General features: G+C 58.7%; 24 protein-coding genes. 8 read left to right on the forward strand and 16 right to left on the reverse strand.

Features of this window, described 5'->3' with window-relative positions; translation table 11 throughout:
* Positions 1-223: 223 nt before the first annotated feature.
* Entirely contained in the window at positions 224-1,261 is a 1,038-nt protein-coding gene (locus ACQY5R_RS01395; protein ID WP_428603622.1) for a thioredoxin family protein, read from the reverse strand.
* Between the two features lie 323 nt (positions 1,262-1,584).
* Between ACQY5R_RS01395 and ACQY5R_RS01400 the strand changes: the two genes are divergently transcribed.
* The 3 genes from ACQY5R_RS01400 (at position 1,585) to ACQY5R_RS01410 (ending at position 6,051) form a co-directional block, all read left to right on the forward strand.
* Complete coding sequence (locus ACQY5R_RS01400) at positions 1,585-2,937, forward strand: S8 family serine peptidase (protein WP_428603624.1); 1,353 nt, start codon at positions 1,585-1,587, stop codon at positions 2,935-2,937.
* A gap of 212 nt (positions 2,938-3,149) precedes the next feature.
* Positions 3,150-4,526: an aldehyde dehydrogenase family protein gene (locus tag ACQY5R_RS01405; protein ID WP_428603626.1), complete on the forward strand. Its 1,377-nt coding sequence runs from the start codon at positions 3,150-3,152 to the stop codon at positions 4,524-4,526.
* A 253-nt stretch (positions 4,527-4,779) separates the two neighbouring features.
* A complete protein-coding gene (locus ACQY5R_RS01410; protein ID WP_428603628.1) occupies positions 4,780-6,051 on the forward strand; it encodes a sensor domain-containing diguanylate cyclase in 1,272 nt (423 codons plus the stop codon).
* An 80-nt stretch (positions 6,052-6,131) separates the two neighbouring features.
* Here ACQY5R_RS01410 and ACQY5R_RS01415 read toward each other — a convergent pair whose 3' ends face one another.
* From ACQY5R_RS01415 to ACQY5R_RS01425, 3 genes are read right to left on the reverse strand one after another with little or no spacing between them, the layout of a single operon-like run.
* Positions 6,132-6,539 carry a tautomerase family protein gene (locus ACQY5R_RS01415; protein WP_428603630.1) on the reverse strand — a complete coding sequence of 136 codons (408 nt, stop codon included), beginning with the start codon at positions 6,537-6,539 and terminating at the stop codon, positions 6,132-6,134.
* Between the two features lie 58 nt (positions 6,540-6,597).
* On the reverse strand, positions 6,598-6,981 hold the full coding sequence (locus ACQY5R_RS01420; RefSeq protein WP_428603632.1) for a tautomerase family protein: 384 nt from the start codon (positions 6,979-6,981) through the stop codon (positions 6,598-6,600).
* A 16-nt stretch (positions 6,982-6,997) separates the two neighbouring features.
* A complete protein-coding gene (locus ACQY5R_RS01425; RefSeq protein WP_428603634.1) occupies positions 6,998-7,405 on the reverse strand; it encodes a cupin domain-containing protein in 408 nt (135 codons plus the stop codon).
* A 145-nt stretch (positions 7,406-7,550) separates the two neighbouring features.
* Here ACQY5R_RS01425 and ACQY5R_RS01430 point away from each other — a divergent pair, with 145 nt between their 5' ends.
* The 3 genes from ACQY5R_RS01430 (at position 7,551) to ACQY5R_RS01440 (ending at position 11,954) form a co-directional block, all read left to right on the forward strand.
* Positions 7,551-8,432 carry a LysR family transcriptional regulator gene (locus tag ACQY5R_RS01430; protein WP_428603637.1) on the forward strand — a complete coding sequence of 294 codons (882 nt, stop codon included), beginning with the start codon at positions 7,551-7,553 and terminating at the stop codon, positions 8,430-8,432.
* Positions 8,433-8,675: 243 nt separating this feature from the next.
* Positions 8,676-11,069: a Lon protease family protein gene (locus ACQY5R_RS01435; RefSeq protein WP_428603639.1), complete on the forward strand. Its 2,394-nt coding sequence runs from the start codon at positions 8,676-8,678 to the stop codon at positions 11,067-11,069.
* A 21-nt stretch (positions 11,070-11,090) separates the two neighbouring features.
* Positions 11,091-11,954 carry a helix-hairpin-helix domain-containing protein gene (locus ACQY5R_RS01440; RefSeq protein WP_428603641.1) on the forward strand — a complete coding sequence of 288 codons (864 nt, stop codon included), beginning with the start codon at positions 11,091-11,093 and terminating at the stop codon, positions 11,952-11,954.
* On the opposite strand, the gene ACQY5R_RS01445 is transcribed toward ACQY5R_RS01440, so the two are convergent.
* The 6 genes from ACQY5R_RS01445 to ACQY5R_RS01470 are packed head-to-tail and all read right to left on the reverse strand — an operon-like array spanning position 11,951 to position 19,243.
* Entirely contained in the window at positions 11,951-12,913 is a 963-nt protein-coding gene (locus ACQY5R_RS01445) for an ornithine cyclodeaminase family protein (RefSeq protein ID WP_428603643.1), read from the reverse strand. The genes ACQY5R_RS01440 and ACQY5R_RS01445 overlap by 4 nt on opposite strands.
* Positions 12,914-12,952: 39 nt before the next feature.
* The gene (sdaAA, locus tag ACQY5R_RS01450; protein WP_428603645.1) at positions 12,953-14,548 is read right to left on the reverse strand and encodes an L-serine ammonia-lyase, iron-sulfur-dependent, subunit alpha; all 1,596 of its coding nucleotides are present in this window, start codon (positions 14,546-14,548) and stop codon (positions 12,953-12,955) included.
* Between the two features lie 48 nt (positions 14,549-14,596).
* Positions 14,597-15,598, reverse strand: a complete 1,002-nt coding sequence (locus ACQY5R_RS01455) for a 4-hydroxyproline epimerase (protein WP_428603647.1) — start codon at positions 15,596-15,598, stop codon at positions 14,597-14,599.
* A 13-nt stretch (positions 15,599-15,611) separates the two neighbouring features.
* Positions 15,612-16,868 carry an NAD(P)/FAD-dependent oxidoreductase gene (locus tag ACQY5R_RS01460; protein WP_428603649.1) on the reverse strand — a complete coding sequence of 419 codons (1,257 nt, stop codon included), beginning with the start codon at positions 16,866-16,868 and terminating at the stop codon, positions 15,612-15,614.
* 11 nt (positions 16,869-16,879) lie between these two features.
* The gene (locus ACQY5R_RS01465) at positions 16,880-18,316 is read right to left on the reverse strand and encodes an aldehyde dehydrogenase family protein (RefSeq protein ID WP_428603651.1); all 1,437 of its coding nucleotides are present in this window, start codon (positions 18,314-18,316) and stop codon (positions 16,880-16,882) included.
* Positions 18,317-18,334: 18 nt separating this feature from the next.
* Entirely contained in the window at positions 18,335-19,243 is a 909-nt protein-coding gene (locus ACQY5R_RS01470; protein WP_428603653.1) for a dihydrodipicolinate synthase family protein, read from the reverse strand.
* A 307-nt stretch (positions 19,244-19,550) separates the two neighbouring features.
* Here ACQY5R_RS01470 and ACQY5R_RS01475 point away from each other — a divergent pair, with 307 nt between their 5' ends.
* The gene (locus tag ACQY5R_RS01475) at positions 19,551-20,240 is read left to right on the forward strand and encodes a GntR family transcriptional regulator (protein ID WP_428603655.1); all 690 of its coding nucleotides are present in this window, start codon (positions 19,551-19,553) and stop codon (positions 20,238-20,240) included.
* 99 nt (positions 20,241-20,339) lie between these two features.
* Here the strand turns inward: ACQY5R_RS01475 and ACQY5R_RS01480 are convergent, their stop codons facing one another.
* The 4 genes from ACQY5R_RS01480 to ACQY5R_RS01495 form a co-directional block, all read right to left on the reverse strand.
* Positions 20,340-20,693 (reverse strand): ribbon-helix-helix domain-containing protein, encoded by a 354-nt coding sequence (locus tag ACQY5R_RS01480; protein ID WP_428603657.1) that lies wholly within the window; start codon positions 20,691-20,693, stop codon positions 20,340-20,342.
* A 127-nt stretch (positions 20,694-20,820) separates the two neighbouring features.
* Positions 20,821-21,393: a DJ-1/PfpI family protein gene (locus tag ACQY5R_RS01485; RefSeq protein ID WP_428603659.1), complete on the reverse strand. Its 573-nt coding sequence runs from the start codon at positions 21,391-21,393 to the stop codon at positions 20,821-20,823.
* Positions 21,394-21,493: 100 nt separating this feature from the next.
* On the reverse strand, positions 21,494-21,790 hold the full coding sequence (locus tag ACQY5R_RS01490) for a thiosulfate oxidation carrier complex protein SoxZ (protein WP_428603661.1): 297 nt from the start codon (positions 21,788-21,790) through the stop codon (positions 21,494-21,496).
* A gap of 42 nt (positions 21,791-21,832) precedes the next feature.
* Positions 21,833-22,306, reverse strand: coding sequence for a thiosulfate oxidation carrier protein SoxY (locus tag ACQY5R_RS01495; protein WP_428603663.1), 474 nt, complete (start codon positions 22,304-22,306; stop codon positions 21,833-21,835).
* A 147-nt stretch (positions 22,307-22,453) separates the two neighbouring features.
* Here ACQY5R_RS01495 and ACQY5R_RS01500 point away from each other — a divergent pair, with 147 nt between their 5' ends.
* Positions 22,454-24,157 carry a winged helix-turn-helix domain-containing tetratricopeptide repeat protein gene (locus ACQY5R_RS01500; RefSeq protein ID WP_428603665.1) on the forward strand — a complete coding sequence of 568 codons (1,704 nt, stop codon included), beginning with the start codon at positions 22,454-22,456 and terminating at the stop codon, positions 24,155-24,157.
* A gap of 60 nt (positions 24,158-24,217) precedes the next feature.
* Here ACQY5R_RS01500 and ACQY5R_RS01505 read toward each other — a convergent pair whose 3' ends face one another.
* Together ACQY5R_RS01505 and ACQY5R_RS01510 are read right to left on the reverse strand one after the other, a co-directional pair.
* Positions 24,218-25,312, reverse strand: a complete 1,095-nt coding sequence (locus ACQY5R_RS01505) for a class I SAM-dependent methyltransferase (RefSeq protein WP_428603667.1) — start codon at positions 25,310-25,312, stop codon at positions 24,218-24,220.
* 49 nt (positions 25,313-25,361) lie between these two features.
* Positions 25,362-26,213 (reverse strand): GNAT family N-acetyltransferase, encoded by an 852-nt coding sequence (locus tag ACQY5R_RS01510; protein ID WP_428603669.1) that lies wholly within the window; start codon positions 26,211-26,213, stop codon positions 25,362-25,364.
* Positions 26,214-26,346 lie beyond the last annotated feature (133 nt).

Below are 26,346 nucleotides of genomic sequence, written 5' to 3' on the forward strand. Positions count from 1 at the left end.
CCGTGGCTCTTATGGAAGCTCTGATTTAAATCATCCTTGGCTCTACCAGAGCACGAAAACAAAAAATGTGATTTTGTGTTTTCTTCATGTTCGATGGCATACAGCTATCGAACATGAAGGCACCTACTTGTGCCGCCGAAACCCCTGACTGAATCAGGGATCCCTGGGTATCGTTGTTGTATATCGGCCGTCCCTGAAAATAGTTAAGCTTGATTCCAAATAATCATTGCCTTCCCAAATCCACATTGATTCCCGCTTCCAGCTGCTGTTGCCGGAATGCCCGGGAGAATTGGCGCAGTGTGGGGTAAGTTTCGTAGTAACCCTCGCCGACATAACGGATGGCCGTCGTGAAGTGCCAGTGACGCAAAACCCCTTTGATGCGTACCCGTTCTTCACCCTCCGCAAAGGCAACAAATGCCGGGCGGGCATCGATACCGAGCGCCTCTATCCAGGCCTTCGGTGTCGTCTGTTGACCGGTCGGTGTCACGATAGGTTCGCGGCTTTCCGCATCAAGACGCACAAAGTTGAATTTCTCCAGTAACTGATTGACCTCGGGATCGGCCAGGAGGGTATCGTGCAGCAGATCACAACCACCGCACCAGCTATCCTCAAAGAGCACCAGTAACGGTTTGTCGCTTGACGAAAGATCGGTGAGCGGGGCAATGGCGGGGTGAGAACGCAGCCGATAGTGGGGACCGGCCGAGGTTTTAGCCACGTAACTGGCGAGATTCATCTGCAGGTAAGCCTTGTCATCGACATACTTGAGAATCCGCTCGAATTCCAGCGGTGTGCGGTACCCGTCGACCCGCATCACCGGTCGGTTTTCACCATTCAGGAAGATGATTACCGGGGTCTGGGAAACCTTCAGGATCTCGGCGAGTTTTTTCTCAGAAACGCGTACCGTTTCATTGAAGGCCACTTCCCGATCGCCGCGTATATTGATGGCGATAGCATCAAAACGCGACCGCAACCAGGGAAGATAATCGGCATTGATAATGCTCTCCCGCAATACCGCCTCGCAGTAAGGACATTCGTCAAGATGCATAAAGAGCATGACGTGCTTGTCGGCTTCGCCCGCTTCGGCGGCATCATCCGCCAGCTCCAGGAAGCTCTGCTTGAACCAGCTTGGTATGCTGTAGCGTACGCCACCCGTTATCCTGCCCGGTTCGGCGGCCATCACCCAGGATGTAGCAAGAATAGACGCCAGGAACAGGCATACCACAAAAAAACGGCTGCGCTCCGTCGGACGTTTACCCCTCAATCGTCTATCCAACAACCGTTTTGTGCAATTGCCGCTATTCACCATAAACATGCTTACCTTATATGACCGCAATCATTCCGACTTCCATTCCCTTAAATCCAGGCTTGAATCCAATACTATAGCCGAGGACGAACCATTCTCAACTCCCACAGACGGCACTTCCCCCAGCCCGCTTTGTAGCCACCTACTCGGCAGGTATGTCGAACAACCGGTCGATATTTCGTCTATAGTTTTCACTATGGCCGTGACTTGAAACCTCAGTGCACTGATCCTCCGACCATGGATGGATACTACCTGGCTTTCTCGTATTTCAGGGGGCGACGATGAATCCACCCATTTCCCGAAAATTTCTTCTACTATTGGCAGGATTCTTGTCCATCGCGGCACCGTTCTCCTACGCCGCGGTTAATCCCGCCTGCGACAATGAACACCGCGCCAACAGTGCTACCGCCATCTTTCCTTGTGGCGTCATTCTCAGTGGCCCCGATAATCTCTCTGCTTCGGTGCTGGCCTCCATGGGCCGCAGCGCCGGCGCACAACTGAAACGAAAATTTAAATATCAGAACAGTGCCGCGTTGTTAGTCCCGAATGCCCGGGTGCTCAAAACACTGAGTTATCTAGGTGGTACCCGAGTTTATCCGGATCGCATACACCAAATCGTTGCCCCACCCGATGGCAAAGGCCCTAACAAGAACGGTGGCGGCTCCTCTGGCACCGACCCAAGTCAACTGACGCCCGCCGGCATCACACGCATTGGCGCACCGAGCAACAGCTACAAAGGTACCGGCATCGGTGTATCCATTACCGACACCGGAATCGATTTAAACAATAGCGATCTCACGGTAGCAACAGATACCTTCGACGCTTTTGGCGGCAACGGCAGTGATTTGCACGGTCACGGTACCCATGTCGCCGGGACCGTCGGCGCGATGGATAACAACCTGGGCGTGATTGGCGTTGCGCCGGAGGTGCGGCTTTTCGCAACCCGGGTACTGAATGCCAATGGTGAAGGTTCCGACTCAGACATCATCGCCGGACTCGAGTGGGTCCTGGCCAGAGCCGGCTCTATCTCGGTTGTAAACATGAGCCTCGGCCGACCCCGCTATGCGGAAGATGATGAAAACCACCCACTACGCATCGCGGTAAAAAATCTGGTGAGCAATCAAATTGCAGTCATTGTCGCGGCAGGCAACAGCGCAACCCGTGAAGTTCAAGATATGGTACCCGCCGGTTATCCGGAGGTCATTGCCGTGGCCAGTTCGACCGCCGAGAAAGGGAGCAATCGATGCCGACGTGCTTCAGGCCCGATAGAGTCCGACACCGCCTCCTATTTCACCACCGATGGCACTCAGGTCGCGATCTCTGCACCCGGGGAGAGAAGGGAAAATATTAGCAAGGGCTGCTTTATTGAATCAGAAGGCATCCTGTCACTTGCTGTAGGTAGCGGGACATTGCGCATGAGCGGGACCAGCATGGCCGCTCCCCACGTTACCGGCGTCGCAGCGCTCTTGAAACAGAAATGCTCAGCGACACCGGAGCAAATTCGGCAGATACTGATCGACAGCGCCGATCGCAAGGGAGAGGTTCCGTTGAATTCGTCCACTTCAAGCTACAGTTTCGACGGCGTGCGTGAAGGTATTCTCAATCTCCCCGGGGCGTTGTCGCGATGCAATTAGCGGAACCTAATCTGCACGGCATGGCGTTATCCTGATAACTCAGAGGCTCTGTGAAGAGCCCATCACGGGCGGTGACCGATTTATGCCCCATATTGAGGAGATCGTCACTTTGCCATACCACACAGTCGAATGGACGCAAGCACATCTACCTCCACTCGGGAATGGTCTTGCTGCTTCCTTTTCCATTAACCTGCCAAAGCCAGGGAGCCACCATGCGCGAAACGCTTAAATCGTACAACCCCGCAAATGGCGACCTGGTAGGTGAACTACCCATCCTGAGCAACCAAGAGATAGAGCAGGCTATCACCCGCGCCCGCCAAGCGGAGAATCACTGGCGCGAACTGCTCGTCGAACAGCGCGCTGAACTGCTCATTCGTGCAAGCGATCAGTTACTCACTCAGTCGGCAGAGCTGGGGGATCTGCTTAGTCGCGAGATGGGCAAACCACTCAACGCCGGCATTGGTGAAGTACGCTATTGCGCGGATGGTATCCGTGAAAAAGTGCCGGAGATGGTCGCCGCTTTTCAGCCACGCACAATCCGGGACAACAACACCTGCTCCACCCTTGTTTACCAACCCTTCGGCGTCTGTGCCGCTATCTCTCCCTGGAATTACCCCCTATCCATGCCCCAATGGCTGGTGCTGCCGGCACTCATGGCCGGCAATAGCGTCATACTCAAACCCTCTGAAGAGACGCCCCTGATCGCACAACGCTATGTCGAGACGCTGAATGCCTTTCTACCCAACAATGTGTTGCAGATCGTGCAGGGTGCCGACGAACAGGGCAAAACGTTAGTAAACGGTAAGGTTGACCTCATCGCCTTTACCGGCTCACGCCAGGTGGGCAAACAGATTCTCGCCAGTGCCGCTCCGGGATTGAAACGGGTGATTTTGGAACTGGGCGGAAAAGACCCGCTGATCGTTTTGGACGATGCAGACATCGAGCAGGCAGCGCTCTGCGCTGTGGAAAACGGTTTCGAAAATGCCGGTCAAATGTGCGTCTCAACCGAACGGGTCTATGTCACACCTGCCGTTGCCGACGCCTTTGAACGACGGGTGGCCGAACTGGTAGCACAAATCAAATTTGGCTGTTGGAATGAAGCCCAGGTCACCATGGGCCCCATGATCAACGCCCGGCAACGCAATCATGTGTTACAGCAGATTGAGCAGGCGATTGCCCAGGGTGCGCGAGCCCTCACAGGTGGAAAGGACCATCCTGAACGGTTCGTCATACCCACCGTACTCGTTAATTGTAACGCGTCCATGGATATCATGCGCACGGAGACTTTCGGACCTGTACTCGCAATCCAACGCGTGGCGAATGAAGAGGAAGCGGTCCGCCTCGCCAATGACAACCCCTATGGCCTGGGCGCCGCTGTTTTCGGTGAACGGGAACATGCCCTTGCGATAGCCCGCCACCTGCAAACCGGCATGATAGGCATAAACAAAAGCTGTTTCGGCGCCAATGGCACACCATGGGTGGGCGCCAAGCAAAGCGGCTACGGATTTCATGGTTCGGTCGAAGGGCACCATCAATTTGCCCAGGTACAGGTGATCAGCGAAAGCCAAACAGCCAGTACCGCCAGTTAGCCACTGATTGAAAGCCCTTGGTGACCCTGACCTGACACCGCTAAGGCCAAGGTTACTTCAACCTTTTTCTGATGCTTACCCAACGAAAATCGTTGCGTGCAATACCGATTTATCTGCTGTTAACATAACCGTCTGTTTGCGGTAGAAGAGCCAGCCACCAGCAGTTCGACTGTATATTCACCCAATCGATCTCCCTAAGCCGGATCGGGGCGCCCCTTACACACAACGCCTAACATCGGATTGCTGCACACAAATGACGGAACAAACCCCCTCCAAAAAACTCTTGATCGCACTGATCGACCACCTTCAGGATGCGGTATTTGCCATCGAAGCGGGCCGTTTTGTGTTCATCAACAAACAGATGTCTGCCCTGTACGGCTTTACCGAACAAGAGATGCTGCACCATCCCGTCACCGAGTTCATCTTTCATGAAGACCGGGAGATGGTGATGCAGCGCTACCGCGCCCGACAACAGGGTGAACAGATCACCAATGAATACCGCTTCCGAATCGTCACCAAACTCGGGGAAATTCGCAGTGTCTGCATGCGGGTCGGTATCATTCGGGGAGCGGACGGGATTGTCAGTACCGTCGGTTCTTTACATGACATCACCGACCAGATCCACACTATGAGCGCTTTGGCCACATCACAGGCCGATATTGAATCCATCCTCAACAACATGCCGGACGTATTCTATCGGACCGACATGACGGGCACGATCACCCTGATATCCCCCTCTTGTCAGTCGGTCATCGGCTACGCACCGGAAGAGATGCTGGGAGAGAATATGTCCCGTTTCTATTGCGACCAGGCGGATCGGGAACGGGTGGTACAGGCGATCAAGGCGGGTGGTGGAAAGGCCCGTCAGGTGGAGGCCTGCATGCGTCATAAGGATGGTTCACCCATGTGGATCTCCACCAACGCCTACATCCGCGTGGATGCCAACGGACAACCGATTGGCGTTGAAGGCATCGCCCGGGATATCACCGACAAAAAACGCAACGAAGAGCGCCTCGCCGAACTGGGCAGGATCGATCACCTGACCGGGCTGCTCAATCGCCGCAGTTTTCTGGAAGAGGGAGAAAAACTGCTCCAGATCGCCCAACGCTACGAACGTAATCTGTCTGTCATGATGATTGATCTGGATCGATTCAAGTCGGTCAATGACCGTTATGGACACCAAGCAGGCGACTTGGCCTTGATATACTTTGCCGACGCCTGTCGCGATGTGTTCCGGAAAACCGAGATCATTGGGCGCATGGGGGGCGAAGAGTTCGCCGTCATCGTTCCGGAGACCGGTCTCGAGGCGTCCCGGGAGATGGTGAACCGGCTGGGCCGCCGCCTTAAAGAGCAGCCGTTCCAATTTGAGGGTCAGACCATTGTCATCACCCTGTCGGTCGGACTGGTCACCCTTAGCGCCCACGAACAGAGCCTGGAACTCCTCCTCAACCACGCCGACCGACTGCTCTATCAAGCCAAGCATGAAGGGCGCGACCGGGTGATCCTAGCGGATGCGATAGATTGATTAACCTGGCTCCGGTAGCAGGCACAATCCGTCACGCAAAGGCCCCTTCCCCTTTACCCAACTGCGCGCCCAGCATCAAGTCAGCCACCCCCCGATACGGTTCGGGCCGCCCGTTCGGCCTGAGTGATACCGTCAAATCCCCAGGATGTCGGTTTAATCTCATGCACCACGACGTAACAGGCTTCCTGAACGGTGCCGATAGTGTGGCGACACCGTTCCATCAGTGTCGAAATCAAGGCCGCCTGCTCTGCGTCGCTATTGGTGCCAAGGGTGATCTTCACCTCGACATAAACGGCAACGGGTGACTGCGCCTGCAGTGGCTCACCGTTCACGGACCACCCGTCCGCATCACTCTCATCGATATGAACCACGGTAACGTCGCGGCGCTTTCCCATGATCTGATCCATCGCATCCGTCGTCTGCTGGAACAGTTGTGCCCGTTGGTCCGGGGTTAATCGGGTCGCTATGCGTATGTTGATGTATGGCATCCTGCTACTCCTATTATGGGGTGTATGGGGTTTGTCTTTGGCCAGCCACTGCGGCATATCACTGCAGCAGTTGCGCTTCGCCGCGTCCGAATGACCAGTTGGCGGCATCGTTTTCCACCAGGGTAATTACCAGATCATCGCTACTCTGATCACCCTGTTGAGCTATCAGCGCCGCCAGGGTGCGGTAGAGCGCCTGTTTACGTTCCGCACTGCGCCCCTCCTTGGCCGTGATCTGGATGTAGATCATCCGTTCACTGTGGGGGATGCCCATATAACGGGGCGGAAAAACCATATTTTCCGGTTCCAGCTCTTCGATGACCTGGAAGCGATCATCTTCCGGGATACCGAAGGCCTCGATCAGAGCCTGATGAACCGCGTGGCTGATCTGCTGTTTAAATGTGGCGCTGCGGCCCTTGGCCAGCGTTATTCTTACGAAAGGCATAATGTCTCTCCTTGTTTCACTGTTGGGTGTCGGTGTACAGGTGGCGATCCGTGGTGATATGGGCAGGCGGACAGACAAACACCATCACCAGGGGATCCGGTCCGGGATTCGACAACTGATGGACCGTCATCGCCGGTACCATCAATACATCGCCTTTGTGCAGTGGCCGATAGGTGCCCGCCGCGTCCCGGTTGTGGTCAGCTCCCCCTTGCATCCACATGACCCCGCTACCCCGGATAACCAGGTAAACCTCAACACCCTGTTGGTGGTGATGGGCCTTCAGTTGCTTTCCCGGCGCTATCTCGGTGGCGTAGACCGACAACGAGGTATCCCCGGTCAGGCGTGCCAGACCGATGCCGACCACCGGATCAAACTCGGCATGCTTCAAAGCGGTGTAGAGATTAGCGTTATCCGTATGACTCATTAGCGCGTGCCTCAATGTGTGTTTGAGAAATGGGGGGCCATCCACATGACCAACCCTTGCGCTACACTCTAGCCAGGTTAGATTAATTATTTAAATGAATTATACTAATCACATTGATTTATTATGATCATTAATAGGAGAGGCGATGCTAAACCTGGATGAGGTGCTCACTTTTCAGGCGGTGGCGAGCAGCGGCAACTTTACCGTGGCGGCCGATCAGCTGCATGTTACCCAGTCCACCATCAGCCACCAGATCAGGCGCCTGGAAGAGCGGTTGGGACAAAAGCTGTTTCTGCGCACGACACGCTCGGTGAAGCTGACGTTGGCCGGCGAGCGATTTTTACCCTATGCGGAAAAGTTGATCGAAACGTCCAAAGCGGCGGAACAGAGTATTGCGATGGAGACGATCACCGGTGAAGTCCGCATCGGTGTACCGGAAGAGTTCGCCTACAGCCACCTGGTCGATCTGCTCAGCCGGTTTCGGCTGCACTATCCCAATGTGGCGCTGGCGATAGAGGTGGGGACCGGCATTGTGCTGACTGAAAAACTCGGCGCCGGGGGGCTGGATATTGCCCTGGTGAAAGAGGCCCCCGCCACGAAAGCCGCGGTGCGCCAGGAGCCCCTGGTGTGGGTCGGCCGGAAATCCCTGTTGGAATCGCCTTCCCTGCCTTTCGCCTTTTATCCCGGCCCCTGTGCATTTCGCAAGGTGGCGATTGAAGCGATGGAGCGCCAGGGACGCGCCTACTCGGTGATACTCATCAGCGCCAGCCTGGAAGCCCTGCGCATCGCCGCTGCCGCAGGCGCGGTCATCACCGTTACGCCGCAATCGCAATGTCCGGCATCGCTGCTGTTGCCAACCGGCGGTACCGCGCTGCCGGCACTCCCATCGATGGGCTATCGCATTCAGCTGGAAGAGACGCCCGCGAAACCGGTGGTGATCGCCGCAGAGATCATTGGTGAACTGTTGTCACGACGTATTGAATACGGCACCGCGCTACGGACCCAACCGGAGAGCTGGGCGGTTTAATCGGCATGGCGCGCAAACCGCACTGCGCCCCGGACACACTATTCCGCCACATTTCAGCGGTTGCCGGCCGATTACCGCCTATCACAATCCCCGTTGGTGCGTCCTGTCATAGCCGGGGAGGTGCAGAGGTATTATGCTTTAAACAGAGTCCGGGGAACCTTGAGATCGGAGCATGGCGGTTATCCCGCTGCCGGAATCGCTCACCACAAACAACAAAATAACCGGCGCAAGGAGAATTGAGACATGTTGTTGAAGCCCACACAGCTTTACCACGCATGCAATCCGGAACGGCTTACCTTCGAGTCGACCGCCGAACTGGAACATCTGGCGGAGACCATCGGCCAGGAACGGGTACTGGAAGCGATCAAGTTCGGCGTCGGCATGCCTCACTCCGGCTACAACCTCTATGTCATGGGCTCCTATGGATTGGGCCGCCACACCCTGGTGCATGAAGCACTGATCAAACAGTCGATGGACGCACCCAACCCCCTGGACTGGTGCTACGTCGCCAACTTCCAGAACCCCCACAACCCTACCGCACTGGGCATACCGGCCGGTATGGGACGCTCCCTGCGGCGCGATATGGAGCAGTTGATCGACGACCTGATCAAGGCGATACCGGCCGCCTTCCGCGGCGATGAGTACCAGCGTCGGGCCAAAGAGATACAGGACGATATCAGTTCACGTGAAAGCGGTATGGTCCGGCGGCTCAGTGAAAAAGCGGAACAGTTGGGCATCAAACTGATGCAGGGCCCGACCGGTTTCACCCTGGCACCGCATATCAATGGAAAAATGCTCACCCCGGGTGAATTCGATAAATTGCCGGAAGACGAGCAGAAACGTCTCGGCGGCGCGATGGAAGAGATGAAGCAGGAGCTGAAAGAGACCATGAGTCACCTGCCGGAGTGGCAACGCGAGATGCAGCAGCGTTTCAGCCACCTGAACCGGGAGACCATGGAGCTGACCGTTACTGAATTCCTCAATGAACTGGTACAGCGCTACCAGAGCAATGAAAAGATCAGCGCCTATCTGGTACAGGTCAAACAGGACATCATCGAGAATGTCGACATGTTCCGCCAAGCCGGTGAATCCAACGAAAAGAGCTTCACCGCCCAGGACCCGGAGTTCACCCGTTATCGGGTCAACGTGCTGGTGGACAACGCCGAGACCCAGGGCGCACCGGTCATCTTTGAAGACAATCCCACTTACCAGAACCTGCTCGGCCGCATCGAACACCTGGCCCGATTCGGCACCCTGCAGACCGACTTCACCCTGATCAAACTGGGCGCGCTACACCGGGCCAACAGCGGTTATCTGATCCTGGACGCCGAAAAGGTGCTTACCAACCCCTTCGCCTGGGACGGGCTAAAGCGGGCCATCCGTTCGCGGGAAATTCGCATCGAGTCCCTGGAGCGACAGCTCAGCCTGATCAGCACCATCTCCCTGGAGCCGGAAACCATCCCGATGGACCTGAAGGTGGTACTGATCGGCAGTCGTATGCTGTTCTACCTGTTGAAGGAGTACGATCCGGAGTTTGGCCTGCTGTTCAAGGTTGAGGCCGACTTTGCCGAACAGCTCTCCCGCGAACAGGACAATGAGATGCTCTACGCCCGTCTCATCGCCACCCTGCAGAAACGCGAAGGGATCCGCGTCATCACCCGCGACGGCGTCGCCCGCATCATCGAGCAACTGGCGCGACAGGCCAACAACGGTGACAAGATCTCGCTGAAGCTGAGCAGCCTGCTGGATCTGCTACAGGAAGCCAACTATCAAGCGGAACAGCGTGCCGGTACGCGCATCCGGCGGCTCGACGTGGACGCCGCCATACGGGCTCAGGCATACCGAGGCAACCAGCATGAAAAGCAGTTGCAGGAGTTGATACTGGACGGCACGCTGCAGATCGAAACCAGCGGCGTGCAACTGGCGCAGATCAACGGCCTCAGCTACCTGCAGTTGGGCGATCACGCCTTTGGTGCCCCTACCCGCATCAGCGCCACCGCCCGCATGGGGAGCGGCGAATTCATCGACATCGAACGGGAAACCAAGCAGGGTGGCCCGATCCACTCCAAAGGGGTATTGATCCTCTCCTCTTACCTCGGCCAGCGCTACGCCAAGAACCAACCGCTCTCGGTGACCGCCAGCCTGGTATTCGAGCAAACCTATGGCCAGATCGAGGGAGACAGCGCCTCCGCCGCCGAACTCTGCGCCCTGCTGTCGGCAATCGGTGACATTCCGTTGAAACAGTCTCTCGCCATTACCGGTTCCGTCAATCAGCATGGTCAGGTGCAAGCCATCGGCGGCGTCTGCCAAAAGATCGAAGGATTTTTCGATATCTGCCAGGCCCGCGGCCTGGACAAACAGCACGGCGTGATCATCCCGAAGACCAATATCAAAGATTTGATGTTGAAGCGGGAGATCATCGAGGCGGCCGAAGCGGGATTGTTCCACGTCTATGCGGTCGAGCATGTGGAACAGGCCATGGAACTGCTCACCGATCTACCCGCCGGAGTACCGGATGGCGATGGGCTGTTTCCGGAAGGGAGTATCAACTATCTGATCCAGATAAAACTGGCTGAATGGATCGCCCTGCGTCTGCACTATGCCAGTAACGCCCTCAAACAGGATGAGTCAGACTAGAACCCGAGTCATCACCCGCCCATGCCGAGCGAACTGAATAATAAAATCGCCACCAAACTGCAAGAGATGGCCGAACTGTTACGACAGCAGGGGGCCAATCCGTTTCGTATCCGCGCCTACCAACGTGCTGCCCAAACCCTGGCCGCGATGAATCGCAGCGTGCAGGAGATATTGCAGTTGCAGGGTAGCAAAGGTTTGATCGCCCTCCCCCATATCGGTCAGGGGATCGCCACCGCGATTGCCGAAATGGTACAGACCGGCCACTGGGTGCAACTGGAGCGGCTGCGCGGCAATCTGGACCCGGTACAGCTGTTCCAGACCGTGCCGGGCGTCGGTCAGGAACTGGCCGAACGTATCTACCGCGCACTCCATATCGACTCGCTGGAGGCGCTGGAAACGGCCGCCTATGATGGGCGCCTGCAACAGGTCAAGGGGATCGGCCAGCGTCGGCTGGCCGGTCTGCGCGCCTCCCTGGCCAGCATGCTTGGCCGCACCCGATCGTTACCGCAATCCGGCCGTGCCGGCGGTCCCGACGTGGACCTGATCCTGGAGATCGACCGTCGCTATCTGGAGAGCGCCGTAGCGGGTGAGCTGCCGCGGATCGCCCCCAAACGCTTCAATCCGGACCAGCAAGCGTGGTTGCCGATTTTGCATACCGAGCAAGCCGGCTGGCACTTTACCGCGCTCTACTCCAACTCTGCCCTCGCTCATCAACTGCACAAAACCCGCGACTGGGTAGTGATCTATTTTTATGACGATCATCATCAGGAGGGACAGCAGACCGTGGTCACCGAAACCCACGGCCCGCTGACCGGCCGGCGGGTAGTGCGGGGCCGCGAGACGGCGTGCAGCGCCTATTACGCGGCGCACCGCGCCGACGCTTAATCCAGCTGGGACGCGCTGCCCGCTGCAAAAACCTGCAACAGGTAATCCGCCGTCATCAAATCCAGATGGGCACCGCCGCCATTCTTGTACAGCGTGATGCTCTGATCGCTACTTCGGCCAGGGCCGCCGTTACACAGATCGTAGAGATCGCCGCGCACAAACGACGCATCGATCACCCCCCGTTGCAGCGGGATACAGAGTTCACCGATATGTTCCAGCGTGGTCTCCCGCGCATCGACAAACAGCTCGGATTTCAGCAGCAAGACATCGTCGGCCTCGCGCATGTCGGGACGGAAAGCACCGATCAGATCCACGTGGGTGCCGGGAGTGACCCAGTCACCCCGCAGGATCGGTTCCTGGCTGAGGGTGGCCGTGGAGACGATGTCCGCCTCGCTGACCGCGCCGGCCAGATCACTCACCGCGTTGACCGGGATCGCCGGACCGGTGAGCTCGTCTGCCAACGCCGCGGCCTTGTCATCGGTGCGGTTCCAGATCTGAATCCGCTTCAGCCCCGGAAACAGCGCCGAGTAGGCGGAGACCAGGGAGCGGGCGACGGTGCCGGCACCCACGATCAGCAACCGCTCGCTGTCGGGCCTGGCCAACAGCTGGGCACCCAGCACCGAGTCGGTAGCGGTTTTCCATTTGGTCACCATGGCACCATCCAGCAGTGCCCGGGGCACGCCGGTCTGATCGTCGAACAGGGTGACCAAGGTGTTGACCGATGGCAGCGGAGGCTGCTGCTCGCCATTGCCGGGAAAGATGGTGGCGGTTTTTACCGCTATACCGAGCTGCTCAATCCAGGCGGCGCGGTTGAGCAGCGTATTCCGCTCATGCCGGAAGATGATGTCATCGATATCGGCACGGGGCAGACGATGGCCCCGCCTCATGGCCTGCACCATATCGCGCCATCGCACCTGCGGCTCTACATCAGCCGGTCGTACATAGGGTAAAGCGTTCATTGTCCACCTTGAGAGTTATCGAGTGCCTGTCAACCAGCCCTAACACACCTTGAACCGTTTGCCCGTTGTGGACAGGCCGACCATTCCCTGGTCGGCGAGGCGCTGCTCGATGGCCTTGGCGGCGGGCGTCATGGCCAGCCCCCCCAGGCCGGTACAGCGCAGGTCGTTGGGAATAGACTGGCCGACCTGGTGCATGGCGACGATCACTTCATCCAGCGGGATCAGGGGATCGTAATCGGCCAGCGCCATATTGGCGCAGGAGAGCGCGTTGGTGGCGGCCATGATGTTCTTGCCCAAGCAGGGCGCCTCGACCCGATTGGCGATCGGGTCGCAGACCATGCCGAACGAGTTTTGCAGGGCCAGGGAAGCGGCCGCCAGCGACTGCCCCAGGGAACCGCCCGCCAATTGCACGATAGCAGCCGCCGCCATGCCGGCACCCGAGCCGCACTCGGCCTGACACCCGCCCACCTCGGCGGCGAAGGTGGCGTGGGCGGCCAGGAACACCCCGATCAAACCGGCCGCCAACAAGGCGCGGACTGTCTCTTCCTGGGTCGCACCCAACGCCTCGGCCGTGGCCAGTACCGCCCCCGGCAGGGCGCCACAGGAACCGGCGGTGGGGGCCGCCACGATCACCCCCATGGCACTCTTCACCTCCATGATGGCCGTGACATAGAGGATGATGCGGTTCAACAGGTCGCCCTCAACCAGCCGGCCCCGCTGCATCTGTTCACGGAACCGCCCCGACTGGCAACCGAGGATGCGATCGGCATAATCGGTGCCCTGAAGTCCCGTCTGCACCGCTGCCTGCATGATCCCCACTAGGGTAGCCATCTTTTGCCACGCCTGTTCCCGCGTGATGTTGCCGCGAGCCGCTTCATAATCCAGCGCCAACTCCCAGAGCGCGAGCGAACGCTCCCGGTTGTAATCGAGCAACTGGGCCGCCGTCATAAAGGGTACGCGAAGATCCTTGCGGGACATCACCGGCAGGATTGGATTGAGTGGCATGATCGCACTCACCCCCTCCAGCCGCGCCAACGCCGACAACGACTCCGCTGTCAGGGCGGATGGGGATTTCACCTCCACCAGGGTGGTCCCGCCACGGCACACCAGGCAGGCATCCGCCGCTACCGATTGCTCGATAAAGCGGCAAACCGACTCCGGTGTATCGGTCTCGATCAGTGTTTCGTAGTAGTCGCCGGCGATGGAGAGCGGCGCGCCATCGATCGCGATGATCTCGATCATGCCTCCCCCGACCGACAACGCGATCACCTGCCGCGATCGGCCCTGGCGCGACAGGCTGATGCGATAGGTGTTGGGATGCTCGGCGGCGATATCCACAATCTCCACCCGGCGACGAACGCCGGCCTGGGCAATCGCCTGGCGATAACCGGGCAGACGCGCATCCTGGGCATCCCAACCGAGCAGCCCCCCCATCAGTCCCATGTCGGCACCCTGTGCTTCATAGGTGGCGGCCAGGGAACCGTTGGGATCGAACTGGATCAGCACCTCATCCGGAGTGCCCCCCATCAGATCGCGACAAAGCCGGCCGATACGCAGGGAGGCGGCACAATGCGAACTGGACGGTCCGCGCATGACCGGGCCGATCACATCGTTGAATAGACTGGGATAGGACATCGCTCACCTCTCGTAGGGTGGATCGGCCCGCTCGGGGCGGTGATCCGGCTACTGCACCAGAAAGCCGTGGGCAAAGGGGTCACGATCATCGATAAACAGGGTGTTGTGCCCGGTCACCCGGGCCCAACCGGCGATAGAGGGAATAATAGCCTCGAAATCCCCCACCCGCGTGGTCGCTTCCACCCGCCCCTTGAACAGGGACCCGATTATGCTTTCATGGATAAACGCATCCCCGACACCGAGTTTGCCCTGGGCGGCCCACTGCGCCATACGCGACGAAGTGCCGGTACCACAAGGAGAGCGGTCGATCGCCTTGTCGCCGTAAAACACCGCATTGCGGGCCGTGGCTTCGGCTTGGGTCGGCGCGCCGGTCCAGAGGATATGGCTCAAGCCACTGATACTGGCTTGTTCCGGGTGCACAAAGTCATACTTTTCATTCAAAGCCCGGCGCAGGGCCGGACTGAAACGGATCAGGTCGGCGGCGCTGTAGTCGGCCATATCGCGGAAGTTCGCCTGGCTATCGACGATCGCGTAAAAGTTGCCGCCATAGGCGACGTCCACGCTGATCTCACCCAGGCCGGGACAGTCGACCGTCAAGCCGCTACGGTAGAGAAAGGCCGGCACGTTGGTCAGGCGCACCTCCTCCACATAGGGACCGTTCTGGGTATATTCTGCCACCACCCGACCGGCCGGCGTATCCAGATTCAGCACCCCGGGCGTCTTCGGCGTCACCAAGCCATTTTCAATCGCAATGGTGACCGTACCGATAGTGCCGTGCCCGCACATGGGCAGGCAGCCGGATGTCTCGATAAACAGGATCGCCACGTCACAATCGTCGCGGGTCGGCGGGTAGAGAATGGAGCCCGACATCACATCATGGCCACGCGGTTCAAACATCAGTCCGGTACGCACCCAGTCGTACTCCGCCAGGAAGTGCGCGCGCTTCTCCAGCATGTTGTCGCCCCGCAGATCGGGGCCGCCACCGGCCACCACCCGCACCGGATTACCGCAGGTGTGTCCGTCGATACAGAAAAAGGTGTGTCGTGTCATCCGGTAACTCCTGTCAAAAACGGTCCGGCCGAAACGGTGTCAGATCGACCGATGTGGGTAGACCATTGATCAATTCGCTGACCAGTTGCCCGGTCGCCGCAGACTGGGTCAAGCCCAGGTGCCCATGCCCGAAGGCGTAAATAATATTCTCCGATACGCGCGACCGCCCGATTACCGGCAGTGTATCCGGAATCGCCGGACGACTGCCCATCCAGGGTTCGCCGTGATCGGTCTTCAGGCCAGGCAGGAACTGTTGCGCCTTGCGCACCATGGCCGTCGAGCGGCGGTAGTTGGGCGGCCGGTCCAGCCGGGCTATCTCCGAAGCGCCGCCGACCCGGATAGCGTCATCCAGCGGTGTGACGACAAACCCGTGATCACAGAAGATTAGCATGCGCCGCAACTCCAGCGCCTCACGGGGAAAGCTGGTGTTGTAGCCGCGCTCACCGATCAGCGGTATAGCGTCCCCCAACGGGGCAGCCAGTTCGGCCGACCAGGGCCCGGCGGCCAGCACCACGTAATCCGCCCGCAGGCGCTCGCCACTGGCCAGCCGCACTTCGGCCCCACCCGCGACACCGGAGAGCCCCTCGACCTCGGCGTAGCGCGTCTCCACCCCCTGATTACCCAAGTAGTAATGGATCGCCTGGCAGAAATCAGCCGGATTGGAGACGGTCTGCCACGCCGGGACAAAGAGGCCTACCCGGAAATGCCTCGACAGGCCGGGCTGGAAACGGTGCAGCGCCTCGCCTTCGTAACGCTCGAAAGCGATCCCATGCGCCGCACGCAAGGTCCAATTGGCCTGGTCAGCACGATAGGCGGCCAGGCTTTCGTACAGATGCAGCGCCCCGTCGGAACGGATCATCCCCGCCAGCCCGGTGCGCGCCACTAGGTCGTGCATCGCCTGTTTGGCCAATTGCATCAGGTCCGACTGGGCCTGAATACTACGCTTGACCCGGGACGGCCGGCTGGCGCACAGAAAGCGCAGCAGCCAGGGTAGCGTCCAGGGCAGATCCGCCGCCACCACGGCAAACGGACCCAGCGGATCGATCAGCCATCTGAATGCCTTTTTGATCATCCCGGGTGAAGCCAGCGGCAATATATCGGAGAAGGCAAAGGCCCCCGCGTTACCCCGGCTGGCCCCCGCGGCCACCGCTTCCCGCTCCAACAGCGTGACCCGCATACCCTGGCTCTGCAGCTTCTCCGCCACGGCCAGGCCGACTATACCGGCACCGATAACGATGGCATGCGGGGAGGCGGCGGGGCTCTGATTCATCTCCGGGTCCATTAGGGTTGAATATAGGCGGTCTTCACGCTCGAGTAGAACTCCGCCGCATAGCGCCCCTGTTCCCGGGGACCGTAGCTGGAACCTTTGGTGCCCCCGAAAGGTACGTGATAATCCACCCCGGCCGTCGGCAGGTTGACCATCACCATACCGGCACGCACGCGTCTCCTGAAATCGCTGGCGTACTTCAGGGAGCGGGTACAGATGCCAGCCGAGAGTCCGAACTCGGTATCGTTGGCCGCCGCCAGCGCCGCTTCGTAATCCTGCACCTTGATCAGCGTGGCGACCGGGCCGAACACCTCTTCCCGGTTGATGCGCATGGCGTTGTCGGTCTCCGCCAACAGGGCAGGCGACAGGTAGAAGCCGGCCGGCTCCAACGACAACCGTTCACCGCCGCACAGCAAGCGCGCGCCCTCCTGTTGGGCAACGGCCAGGTAGTGCAGATCTTTCTCCAACTGTGCCTGATCGATGGCCGGCCCGATCTGGGTTTGCGGATCCAGGGCCGGACCCACTTTCAGTTGCGACAGCGCCGTGACCATCCGCTCGACAAAATCGGGATAGATCCCCTCGGTAACGATCAAACGACTGGAGGCGGTGCAGCGCTGGCCGGTGGAAAAGAAGGCGCCATTGATGCAGGCATCCACCGCCAGATCCAGATCCGCGTCGTCCAAAACCACCATGGGATTTTTGCCGCCCATCTCCAGTTGCACCTTTTTCATCTGCCCGGCACAGACCTGGGCGATCTGGCGACCGGTGACGACCGAACCGGTGAAAGAGATGGCATCCACGTCGGGGTGGGCCACCAATCGCGCACCCACGTCAGCGCCCTCGCCATTGACCAGATTGAATACGCCCTTGGGCAATCCGGAACGGGCGATGATATCGGCCAGCGCCCAGCTACTGCCCGGTACCGCCTCCGCCCCCTTCAGCACCACACTGTTACCAAAACAGAGGGCCGGGGCACTTTTCCAGGCAGGGATGGCGATGGGAAAATTCCACGGCGTGATCAGACCCACCACCCCTAACGGCTCCCGCTGGATCTCCACCTCGACCCCGGGTCGTACCGAAGCCAGTTTCTCACCGCTCATGCGCAAGGCTTCGCCAGCGAAGAACTTAAAGATCTGCCCGGCACGGGCCACTTCACCGATGCCTTCCACCAGGGTCTTGCCCTCTTCCCGGGACAGCAGGGTACCCAGTTCCTGTTTACGCGCCAGGATTTCGCTGCCGATAGCATCCAGTACATCAAAACGCTGTTGCGGTGTGCTCGCCGCCCAGCCTGGGGCCGCTTGGCGGGCGGCGGCTACGGCCCGATCCAGATCAGCCGCGTCGGCGTTGGCCGCCTGACCGATGACATCACGGATATCCGAGGGGTTGATATTGGGCCGCGTAACGGCGCTCATGCACCACTCGCCGTCGATATAATTGGGGAATTCCTGCATTGGACCACTCCTGTGCGGTTAAGCCGCGTGCGCTATATCGGCTGGCAAAGTAGGACGGGTAGCGATGGCATCGGTGATGATTTTCGTTACCTGCTCGCGCCGCTCGCCAACCAGCGGCAGACGCGGCGCACGCACCCGATCATTGGAATCCTGTTCAATCTGTTCCGCCAGTTTGATGTTCTGTACCAGGTAGGTGGAGACATCCAGGTCCAGCAACGGCCGGAACCAGCGATAGATACTCAGCGCCTCCTCCCGGCGGCCCGCCTGCAGCAGGCGGTAGATCGCCACGGTTTCACGCGGGAAGGCCACCACCAAGCCGGCCACCCAACCCACCGCCCCCATGCTCAGGGCTTCGTAGGCAAGGTTGTCGACTCCGGTCAGCACGGCGTAACGGTCACCCAGCTGATTGATCACCTCTGTGGTACGGCGAATATCGTCGGAGCTCTCCTTGATCGCCACAAAGCGCTCATCATCGGCCAGCTCCAGCATGATCTCCGGTGTCACATCGACCCGGTAGGCGACGCGATTGGAGTAAATCATAATCGGCAGATCGGCCGCTTCGGCAACGGCGCGCAGCGCCGCTACCGTCTCCCGCTGATCGGTATGATAAATCGGGCTTGGCACCACCATCAGGCCGGCCGCCCCGGCAGCGGCCGCCGCTTTCGCCAACGAACAGGCGTCACGGGTGGCGGCTTCATTGACCGTCATCAGCACCGGTTTGCCCTGGGCGGACTCGATCGCCAACTGCTGTACCTGCAGTTTTTCGTCCCGGCTCAGCATGGAGCCTTCACCCAGCGAGCCGCAGACGATCAAGCCATCCACGCCCGCCGCCATCTGGTAATCGAAACAGCGCTTCATCTCGGCCTGATCCAGTCGATCCTGTTCATCAAACTTGGTCGTTACCGCCGGCAATACACCTGTCCACATGCTGGATACCCCTTATTCCTTGCCCCGATTGCGAAGCGGGCGACGATTCATTGATCTGCCGGACGCCTATCACCAGGCATCACGACAGGAGCGGAGCGGGAACAGGGGCCTTAATAAAAACAGGCCGGCAACGGCATACGAACACCGGGCCGGTTACCGACACCCCCTCTCCCTCGTGGCAAAACTATAGCCCTTTTTGGATCCAATATTCAATATATTTGCTACAATCTCTCTTCTTTTGTCCCACAGACTGCGGTAATCTAATCTTTTAGTAACCAAAATCAGTCACCGACAGGAAGGCAAAACGTTGTACGAACAGATGAAAGCCCGGGCGATCGACCTGGGCCAAACCGCCTCCGCCTCTGATGTCATCTACGCCGCCCTGCGCGACGAAATCATCAGCGGCCACTTGAAGGCTGGCGAATCGATCCGCCAGGAGTCTGTCGCCCAACTGTTTAATGTCAGCCGCATACCGGTACGGGAAGCGCTGAAAAGATTGGAGGCACAGGGGCTGGTCAGGAACGTCCGCTACAAGGGCGCGGTGGTCTCTTCGCTCACCACCGACGAGATCCAGGAGATCTACGAAATCCGCGCTAATCTGGAACCCCTGGTGATCAAACGCTCCGTGGCCAATATGACGCCCGAGACCCTGCAGGAGGCACGCCATTTCTGCGAAGCGTTCAGTGCCGAGACCGATTCGGCCAAATGGGGAGAGTGGAATCGCCAATTTCATGAAGCACTCTATCGCGACGCCCAGCGCCCGTACCACATGAAATTGATCGACGAAGCGATTGACCGTATCGACTCTTACCTGCGTGCCCAGATCGCGCTGACCGATGGCATGGAGCGTGCGCGCAGCGAGCACACCGCTATCCTGGAAGCGTGCGTGCAGGGGGACGGAGAGCGCGCAGCCGAGCTAACCCGCCAGCACGTTGTCGGCTCATACGAAGCGTTAATGGATTACATGAACAGTCAAAAAGAGAAGATGACGCCGTAGGACGAACTCAATCCTGTGGACCGGCCAGCCGTGGCCACGACTCTCCCTGCACGACTTGGCTGCCCGCTTCCGATCAATGACAGGCACAATCTCCTGCGTTTAATGCAGGTCCCGCGCCTCTTCCCGGGCGAGGATCTGTTCGGCGTCCAGTGACGCGATCGCCACATCGGTTTTGCTGGGGATCTCCCCTTTCAACTGCAACGCCAGGTAGCGCATGCCGCAGACCCGCAGAAATGAGGTGAAATTACCCAGATCGTGCCCCGCATCGATCGATTCATGATAGAGACGGGTGATCAGTTGCGGCACGTTCATGGCGTCCCGTTGAGCGATCTCTTCCAGGGTGTTCCAGAAGTAGTTTTCCAGGCGCACGCTGGTGACCATACCGTCAATACGCAGTGAACGGGTGCTGCTGTCCCAGAGATGGGCGTCAGCATTGATAAACAGTTTGCACATCCTAGCCTCCGATAAGCCGTCAACCGCACCGATTAGACCAAGCATAGCGGGTAATGCGATAACGCATTACCCGCTTTTGATCAAGGTATTACCGCGCGGGAGGCCTTGGCCACCCCGTCGAAGATCGTTATGACTGGTCGAGCAGATCCATGAACTGCGCCAGCCAGGCCGGATGGGCCGGCCAGGCGGGGGCAGTCACCAGATTGCCGTCGGTCACGGCGCCATCGATGGCGATCTCCGCATACTCCCCGCCGCTCATCTTCACTTCCGGCATACAGGCCGGATAGGCCGAGCAGCGCTTGCCTTCCAACACCCCGGCAGCGGCCAGTAGTTGGGCGCCGTGGCAGATGGCGGCCACCGGTTTGTTTTCGACGAAGAAGTGCCGCACCATGTCGAGCACGGCGGGATTGAGTCGCAGATACTCCGGCGCCCGCCCGCCCGGGATGACCAGGGCATCGTATTGCGCCGGGTTGATCTCGGCAAAGCTGGCGTTCAGGGTGAAATTATGCCCCCGTTTCTCGCTGTAGGTCTGCTGTCCCTCAAAATCGTGGATTGAGGTGGCCACGCTCTCGCCGGCCTGTTTGTCGGGGCAGACGGCATCCACACTGTGGCCGACCGCCTGTAGCGCCTGGAACGGCACCATCGTCTCGTAATCCTCGGTAAAGTCACCGGTAATCATCAGAATTCTTTTATTGGTCACGGTAGTCACTCCTCTGGTTTTTGAGCTTTCACCCTAGCAGGTGACCCAAAGCAGGAGGTATTAACGCGTTACTACAATACACCGAAATGGCCGGTAATCTTTAGCTCACCCGGGCGCTGACCACATCGCTGCGCCCCTGACTATCCACCCAATGCACCGTGATCCGATCTCCCGGTCGCGTCCCATCCAGCACAATCGAGGTTAGCGGGTTCACCGCCACACCTGGCCCCAGATACGCCTCGGCAACCGGTTGACCGTTTAATTCAAAGGTCATTTGAATGAGGCAGTTCGGCTCCGGATCGCCTTTGGCCTGTCGTGACATCGGGTGCCTGATCAGGGCAAGCACTTCGCAGTGACGTCCGGTCATACGCAAGCGCATTTTGGTTGATCCTGACATGACATATCCTCCCAACGGATTTTGATAACAGGGTGCCGCGCATCAAGCCGCATCCAGGCCATAGCCGCCGATGCTCACCTTGACCGGTGCCGCCGCAACATAGACGCGACCTTGCGCCAGCACATAGGCGCTCACCAGCGAACTCTTCTCCAACCGTATCCGGCTATTGTAATAACCGGCGGCACCGGTGAGATGCAGCAACGTATTCAGTGGATAGCGGTTTTCTCGACTGACGACCGCTATCATCTCAACCCCTTCCAGATCGCATCGAACCCGTACCGGCACCCCGCTGTTGCGCTTCACCTGGATAGGCAGCTCTATACTGACCCGGTGATCCGTCTCGATCGCCGAAGTACCAAACAGATGTCTCAGCAACACCGCCTCGGTACGAATGGCAAACCCCTGTTGCGGTGCCGTATTGGCCAGCCCCTGCCCAGGCAGCAGCCATCCACCCAGGGGCGCCGTCAGCAACGAACCGGATGCCATGACATAGCCCAGAAATGTTCTGCGTTTCATCTCATCACCTCTCCGTTTCCGTGGTAAGGAAAACGTTAGCAGCACGCTGTACTAAACTTGTGACGAATAGATGATGTTTATCTGACTTTTAAATTTTATATTTATATTCAAATAGTTATATTACACTGAAGTATCAGACAACCTGTCATGACACTGCCGCAGACGCCGCCAGCACTGCCGACGCCACACCCTTTGGCCATCGGGGAGTGGCGCATTGAACCCCTCGAAGGAGTGATCTGGCGGGATGAAATCAAGATCCCGTTGGAACCGCGCGTCATGGCGCTGTTGCTCTATCTTGCCGAGCACGCCGGCCAGGTGGTTTCCCGCGATGAACTGGAGACGGAGATCTGGCTGGGAAGGCCCGTCAGCTATGATGCCTTGACCAGCAGCATACAAAAACTGCGCAAAGCGTTTAACGATGACGCCCGACAGCCGCAGGTGATCGAGACCTTGTCAAAACGCGGGTATCGGTTGATTGCACCGGTCACGCACCCTCCGCCATCCGCCTCGCCACCGACCTCCACGCCTGCCACACGGCAACGCGCCATCCGCTCCAGGCTGTTACCCATCGCCATCATGGTGCTGATCCTGATTGCCGTACTGCTCATCAACCGTGACACACTCTGGCAAGCCGGGGATACCGCCGATGACGTCCCCACCACTCCCATTTCCATTGCGGTGCTGCCATTTGAAAACCTCAGCCAGGAGGGGGACCAGGCCTTTTTCTCTGACGGCATGACCGACGACCTGATCACCGAGTTGGCGAAAAGGCCCGATCTGTTCGTCATCTCGCGTGAATCCAGCTTCCTCTACAAACAGCCCCTCTCCGACATCCGGGAGATCGCCCGCCGCCTGCATGTCCGCTATCTCCTGACCGGCAGCATCCGTCGGGCGGATAACAAGGTGCGCTTCAATGTGCGGCTGCTCGATGGCATCGACGGCCATCCGCTTTGGGCGGAACGTTACGATGGAGCGTTGAACCAACTCTTTGCGCTACAGGATAGGATTACCCGGGATATCCTGTCGGCGCTGAACTACGCCTCGGGTGGGAGCGAAACCCCGGTCGTCAGCCGGCAAAGCGTCAACAGCGAGGCGTACGATCAATTCTTGCTTGGACGCAATCAATTCTTCAAATTTGCCAGCAAGCCGGAAAACCGCAATGCGCGCCAATTCTACCAACAGGCGATTGCACTCGATCCGAACTTTGCCGCGGCTTATGCCATGCTGGGCTGGACCTACGCCTTCGACGCCATGAACGGCTGGGCCGACGACCGCGAACAAGCCCTTAACGAAGCCCAGCGCCTGGCCGGCCAGGCGCTCAGTCTCGATCCGAATCTCCCTACCGCCTACTTTGTCAGCGGCTTGGTTTACCGCGAGCAGGGTCAATACATGAAGGCTTTGGCTGAAGTAGAAAAGACACTCACCTTTGCCCCCAACTATGCCAATGCCCACGTGCTGCTGGCGACGCTGCTCTATTACACCGGCAGTCCCCAAGAAGGTCTGGAAAAGATCAAAAAGGCCATGCGCCTCAACCCGCATCATCCTTACAATTATCCGTTCCACCTGGGGCAGGCTTACTTCATATTGGGCGACTATCAACAGGCGATTGACGCCTTTAACCAGGGACTACAGTCCAACCCTTCCTCGGAACGGTTACACGTCTGGTTGGCCGCCGCCTATGCCAAATCGGGACAAGTGGCGGATGCAAAATGGGAGATTGACCAAGTGTTGACACTCAATCCCGATTTCTCCCTTGAACGGATCAAGCGCTCTTTCCCCTTCAAAAATCCCGCCGACCTGGACCCGTTCATCGAGGGCTTGAGAATCGCCGGCCTGCGAAGCGCCCAGTGAAGGTTGATGCCAAGTATCCATTCACCGGGCACTTCGTCCGGGATACGTCCAGTCCGCCCGCTATTTACGAATGACATAGAAGTAGTTTTGGAAATCGTGATCCAGCTCTTTGACCTCGACTCGGCCAAAACCGGCCTCCTCCAGCATCTGCAAGGCCAACTCTTTCCCCCACACCGTACCCAGTCCGGCGCCGTCCTGTGCCAGCGAAACCGTCATACAGTGCATGGTGGAGAGGGTGTAAAGCAGCGGTCCGATCGGGTGATCGGCGTTGTTGTGCAGATGGCTGGAGCCCTTGATGTCCTGCATCAGATAGACGCCATCAGCACGCAGCGCGCGTTGGATGGCGGTCAACACCTTATCCGGGGCCTTCTGGTCATGGATGGCATCAAAGGTGACGACCCAGTCGTATACCTCTTGTTCACCCAGGTTGGCGGCATCCTTTACCTCGAACAGCAGATTGGCAAGCCCCGCTTTGTCCGCTTGCTGGCTGGCCCAGTCGATCGCCTCGCTGGAGAAGTCATAACCGGTAAAGCGACTATTGGGAAACGCTTTTGCCAAAACCAGCAGCGCCTGACCTCTGCCACAGCCTAAATCCAGCACATCGATTCCCTGCTCAAGCCGGGATTCCAGCCCCTCCACCAACGGCAGGATATGTTCAAACAGGGCACTCACTACAGTCTGGCCACTGTCCTCCGCCATGACCTCATGAAAGCGTCCAAACCGCTCGTACGGCACCCCGCCACCGTTATAGAAGCAGTTGATGATTGCATCTTCGACCTGGCCCAGTAGCGGAATATATTGGGCGAAAACAGCGACGTTGTTGGGACTGGCATCACGGGTCAACCAGGCGGCATGGGCCGCGGGCAAATGGTAATGCCCCGGCTCCGGATCATAATCGACAAATCCGGCGGTATACATGGCACCCAGCCACTCGCGAACATAACGTTCATTCAGCCCAACCGCTTCAGCAATGGCCTGGCTACTCTGTGGCGGTAACCGGGACATCGCATCAAACAGACCGGTACGGTGACCGATTGACGTCATCAGGGATATCGCCCCACCGTTAAGAATCTCCACCAGCCGCTCGGCAAAGGCTTCACTGGCGTCCGAAGCTTCAGTCTGATGGATGACGGGAACCGTTACGGGATTACACATAAATAAACTCCTCCGTTTTGACTGCACCCGCGGTGCAATTGAAATGAACTCATGACGCCGCGGACGGGATCCGGCCGTTTTCATCGTACGCGGCGGTAGGGGAAAAATTGTCCCGGGTGTGGGTCGGCCTGAAACCGGCCTTGACCAGATTGCGGAACGAGTGCTGCGGATCGCCCGGAACCGCCTCTCCGGTTTCGGTACAGAGGGTGTGACAACCCAGCTCAAGGGCTTTTTCGATGCGCCGGTTAAGTAACGCGGTCTGGCTGCCCTGACCACGAAAAGCCACATCCGTCGCCGCCCAATCGAACCAGGCCACGTCGTCCGCCACGCGCAACGCCGCCACACCGGCGGGCTGGTCACCGCTATACGTCATAAAGTGATACCAACCGGGCAAGCCGACCAAGGCGGCTATGGCGGGGCGCGCCGCCACGCTCAAATCAAATCCATCCGCCGCTATCCGGGCAAACTCGTCGGCATAGCCCGGCCCTATCTGCTCAACCCTAAGCGCCGTACTACAGCCGGCTGGCGATGCGGCGTTCCGGACAAACTGGGTCCAGCCCCGACTGCGTGCCAAGCCGGCCTCAAACAGCCAGTTCCATATTTGGGCCGGCCGCACCCAGGGTTGAATATGCAGAAAGTAGTCCGCGACACCGGCCGCGCTGTAACAGTCCAGAATCATCCCGATATCCGCCGCTGTCGCCGGCTGCTGAATACCGATGCCAATCACTCGATTGAGCAAGATATTCGGTTCCTTCGCCGCCAAATAACAGGTTCCACTCGATGTGTCGTAGCGCGCCAAACCCAACGCCTGGCGCGTATCATCCGGCGCGGTTTGAAACAGGTCATCCAATGCCTGCTGTTCTATCCGCTCACTCGCGGCGGTATAAGCTTCGTTTTGCATCGTGCTACCCTCTTGTCAGTTGCCTCCGACCCGTGATCGGCCGTTCTGTCCAGCTGTGTCATAATCTAGCCGGCAAACGTCACCATCCCCGGTGGCGAAGCGTCAAAAGGGTGTCAAAGTAGCGTGCTGACCC

It is taken from the genome of Sedimenticola sp. (genome assembly GCF_050289425.1).
Classification (GTDB): Bacteria; Pseudomonadota; Gammaproteobacteria; order Chromatiales; family Chromatiaceae; genus Sedimenticola.

Coding starts and splice junctions, on each gene's coding strand:
- ACQY5R_RS01410 (WP_428603628.1), top strand. CDS start 4,780: ATGACGGAACAAACCCCCTCCAAAAAACTCTTGATCGCACTGATCGAC.
- ACQY5R_RS01510 (WP_428603669.1), bottom strand. CDS start 26,213: ATGCAAAACGAAGCTTATACCGCCGCGAGTGAGCGGATAGAACAGCAG.
- ACQY5R_RS01495 (WP_428603663.1), bottom strand. CDS start 22,306: ATGAAACGCAGAACATTTCTGGGCTATGTCATGGCATCCGGTTCGTTG.
- ACQY5R_RS01455 (WP_428603647.1), bottom strand. CDS start 15,598: ATGACACGACACACCTTTTTCTGTATCGACGGACACACCTGCGGTAAT.
- ACQY5R_RS01430 (WP_428603637.1), top strand. CDS start 7,551: ATGCTAAACCTGGATGAGGTGCTCACTTTTCAGGCGGTGGCGAGCAGC.
- ACQY5R_RS01400 (WP_428603624.1), top strand. CDS start 1,585: ATGAATCCACCCATTTCCCGAAAATTTCTTCTACTATTGGCAGGATTC.
- ACQY5R_RS01405 (WP_428603626.1), top strand. CDS start 3,150: ATGCGCGAAACGCTTAAATCGTACAACCCCGCAAATGGCGACCTGGTA.
- ACQY5R_RS01435 (WP_428603639.1), top strand. CDS start 8,676: ATGTTGTTGAAGCCCACACAGCTTTACCACGCATGCAATCCGGAACGG.
- ACQY5R_RS01470 (WP_428603653.1), bottom strand. CDS start 19,243: ATGTGGACAGGTGTATTGCCGGCGGTAACGACCAAGTTTGATGAACAG.
- ACQY5R_RS01465 (WP_428603651.1), bottom strand. CDS start 18,316: ATGCAGGAATTCCCCAATTATATCGACGGCGAGTGGTGCATGAGCGCC.
- ACQY5R_RS01425 (WP_428603634.1), bottom strand. CDS start 7,405: ATGAGTCATACGGATAACGCTAATCTCTACACCGCTTTGAAGCATGCC.
- ACQY5R_RS01420 (WP_428603632.1), bottom strand. CDS start 6,981: ATGCCTTTCGTAAGAATAACGCTGGCCAAGGGCCGCAGCGCCACATTT.
- sdaAA (WP_428603645.1), bottom strand. CDS start 14,548: ATGTCCTATCCCAGTCTATTCAACGATGTGATCGGCCCGGTCATGCGC.
- ACQY5R_RS01445 (WP_428603643.1), bottom strand. CDS start 12,913: ATGAACGCTTTACCCTATGTACGACCGGCTGATGTAGAGCCGCAGGTG.
- ACQY5R_RS01500 (WP_428603665.1), top strand. CDS start 22,454: ATGACACTGCCGCAGACGCCGCCAGCACTGCCGACGCCACACCCTTTG.
- ACQY5R_RS01480 (WP_428603657.1), bottom strand. CDS start 20,693: ATGTGCAAACTGTTTATCAATGCTGACGCCCATCTCTGGGACAGCAGC.
- ACQY5R_RS01415 (WP_428603630.1), bottom strand. CDS start 6,539: ATGCCATACATCAACATACGCATAGCGACCCGATTAACCCCGGACCAA.
- ACQY5R_RS01490 (WP_428603661.1), bottom strand. CDS start 21,790: ATGTCAGGATCAACCAAAATGCGCTTGCGTATGACCGGACGTCACTGC.
- ACQY5R_RS01505 (WP_428603667.1), bottom strand. CDS start 25,312: ATGTGTAATCCCGTAACGGTTCCCGTCATCCATCAGACTGAAGCTTCG.
- ACQY5R_RS01440 (WP_428603641.1), top strand. CDS start 11,091: ATGCCGAGCGAACTGAATAATAAAATCGCCACCAAACTGCAAGAGATG.
- ACQY5R_RS01460 (WP_428603649.1), bottom strand. CDS start 16,868: ATGAATCAGAGCCCCGCCGCCTCCCCGCATGCCATCGTTATCGGTGCC.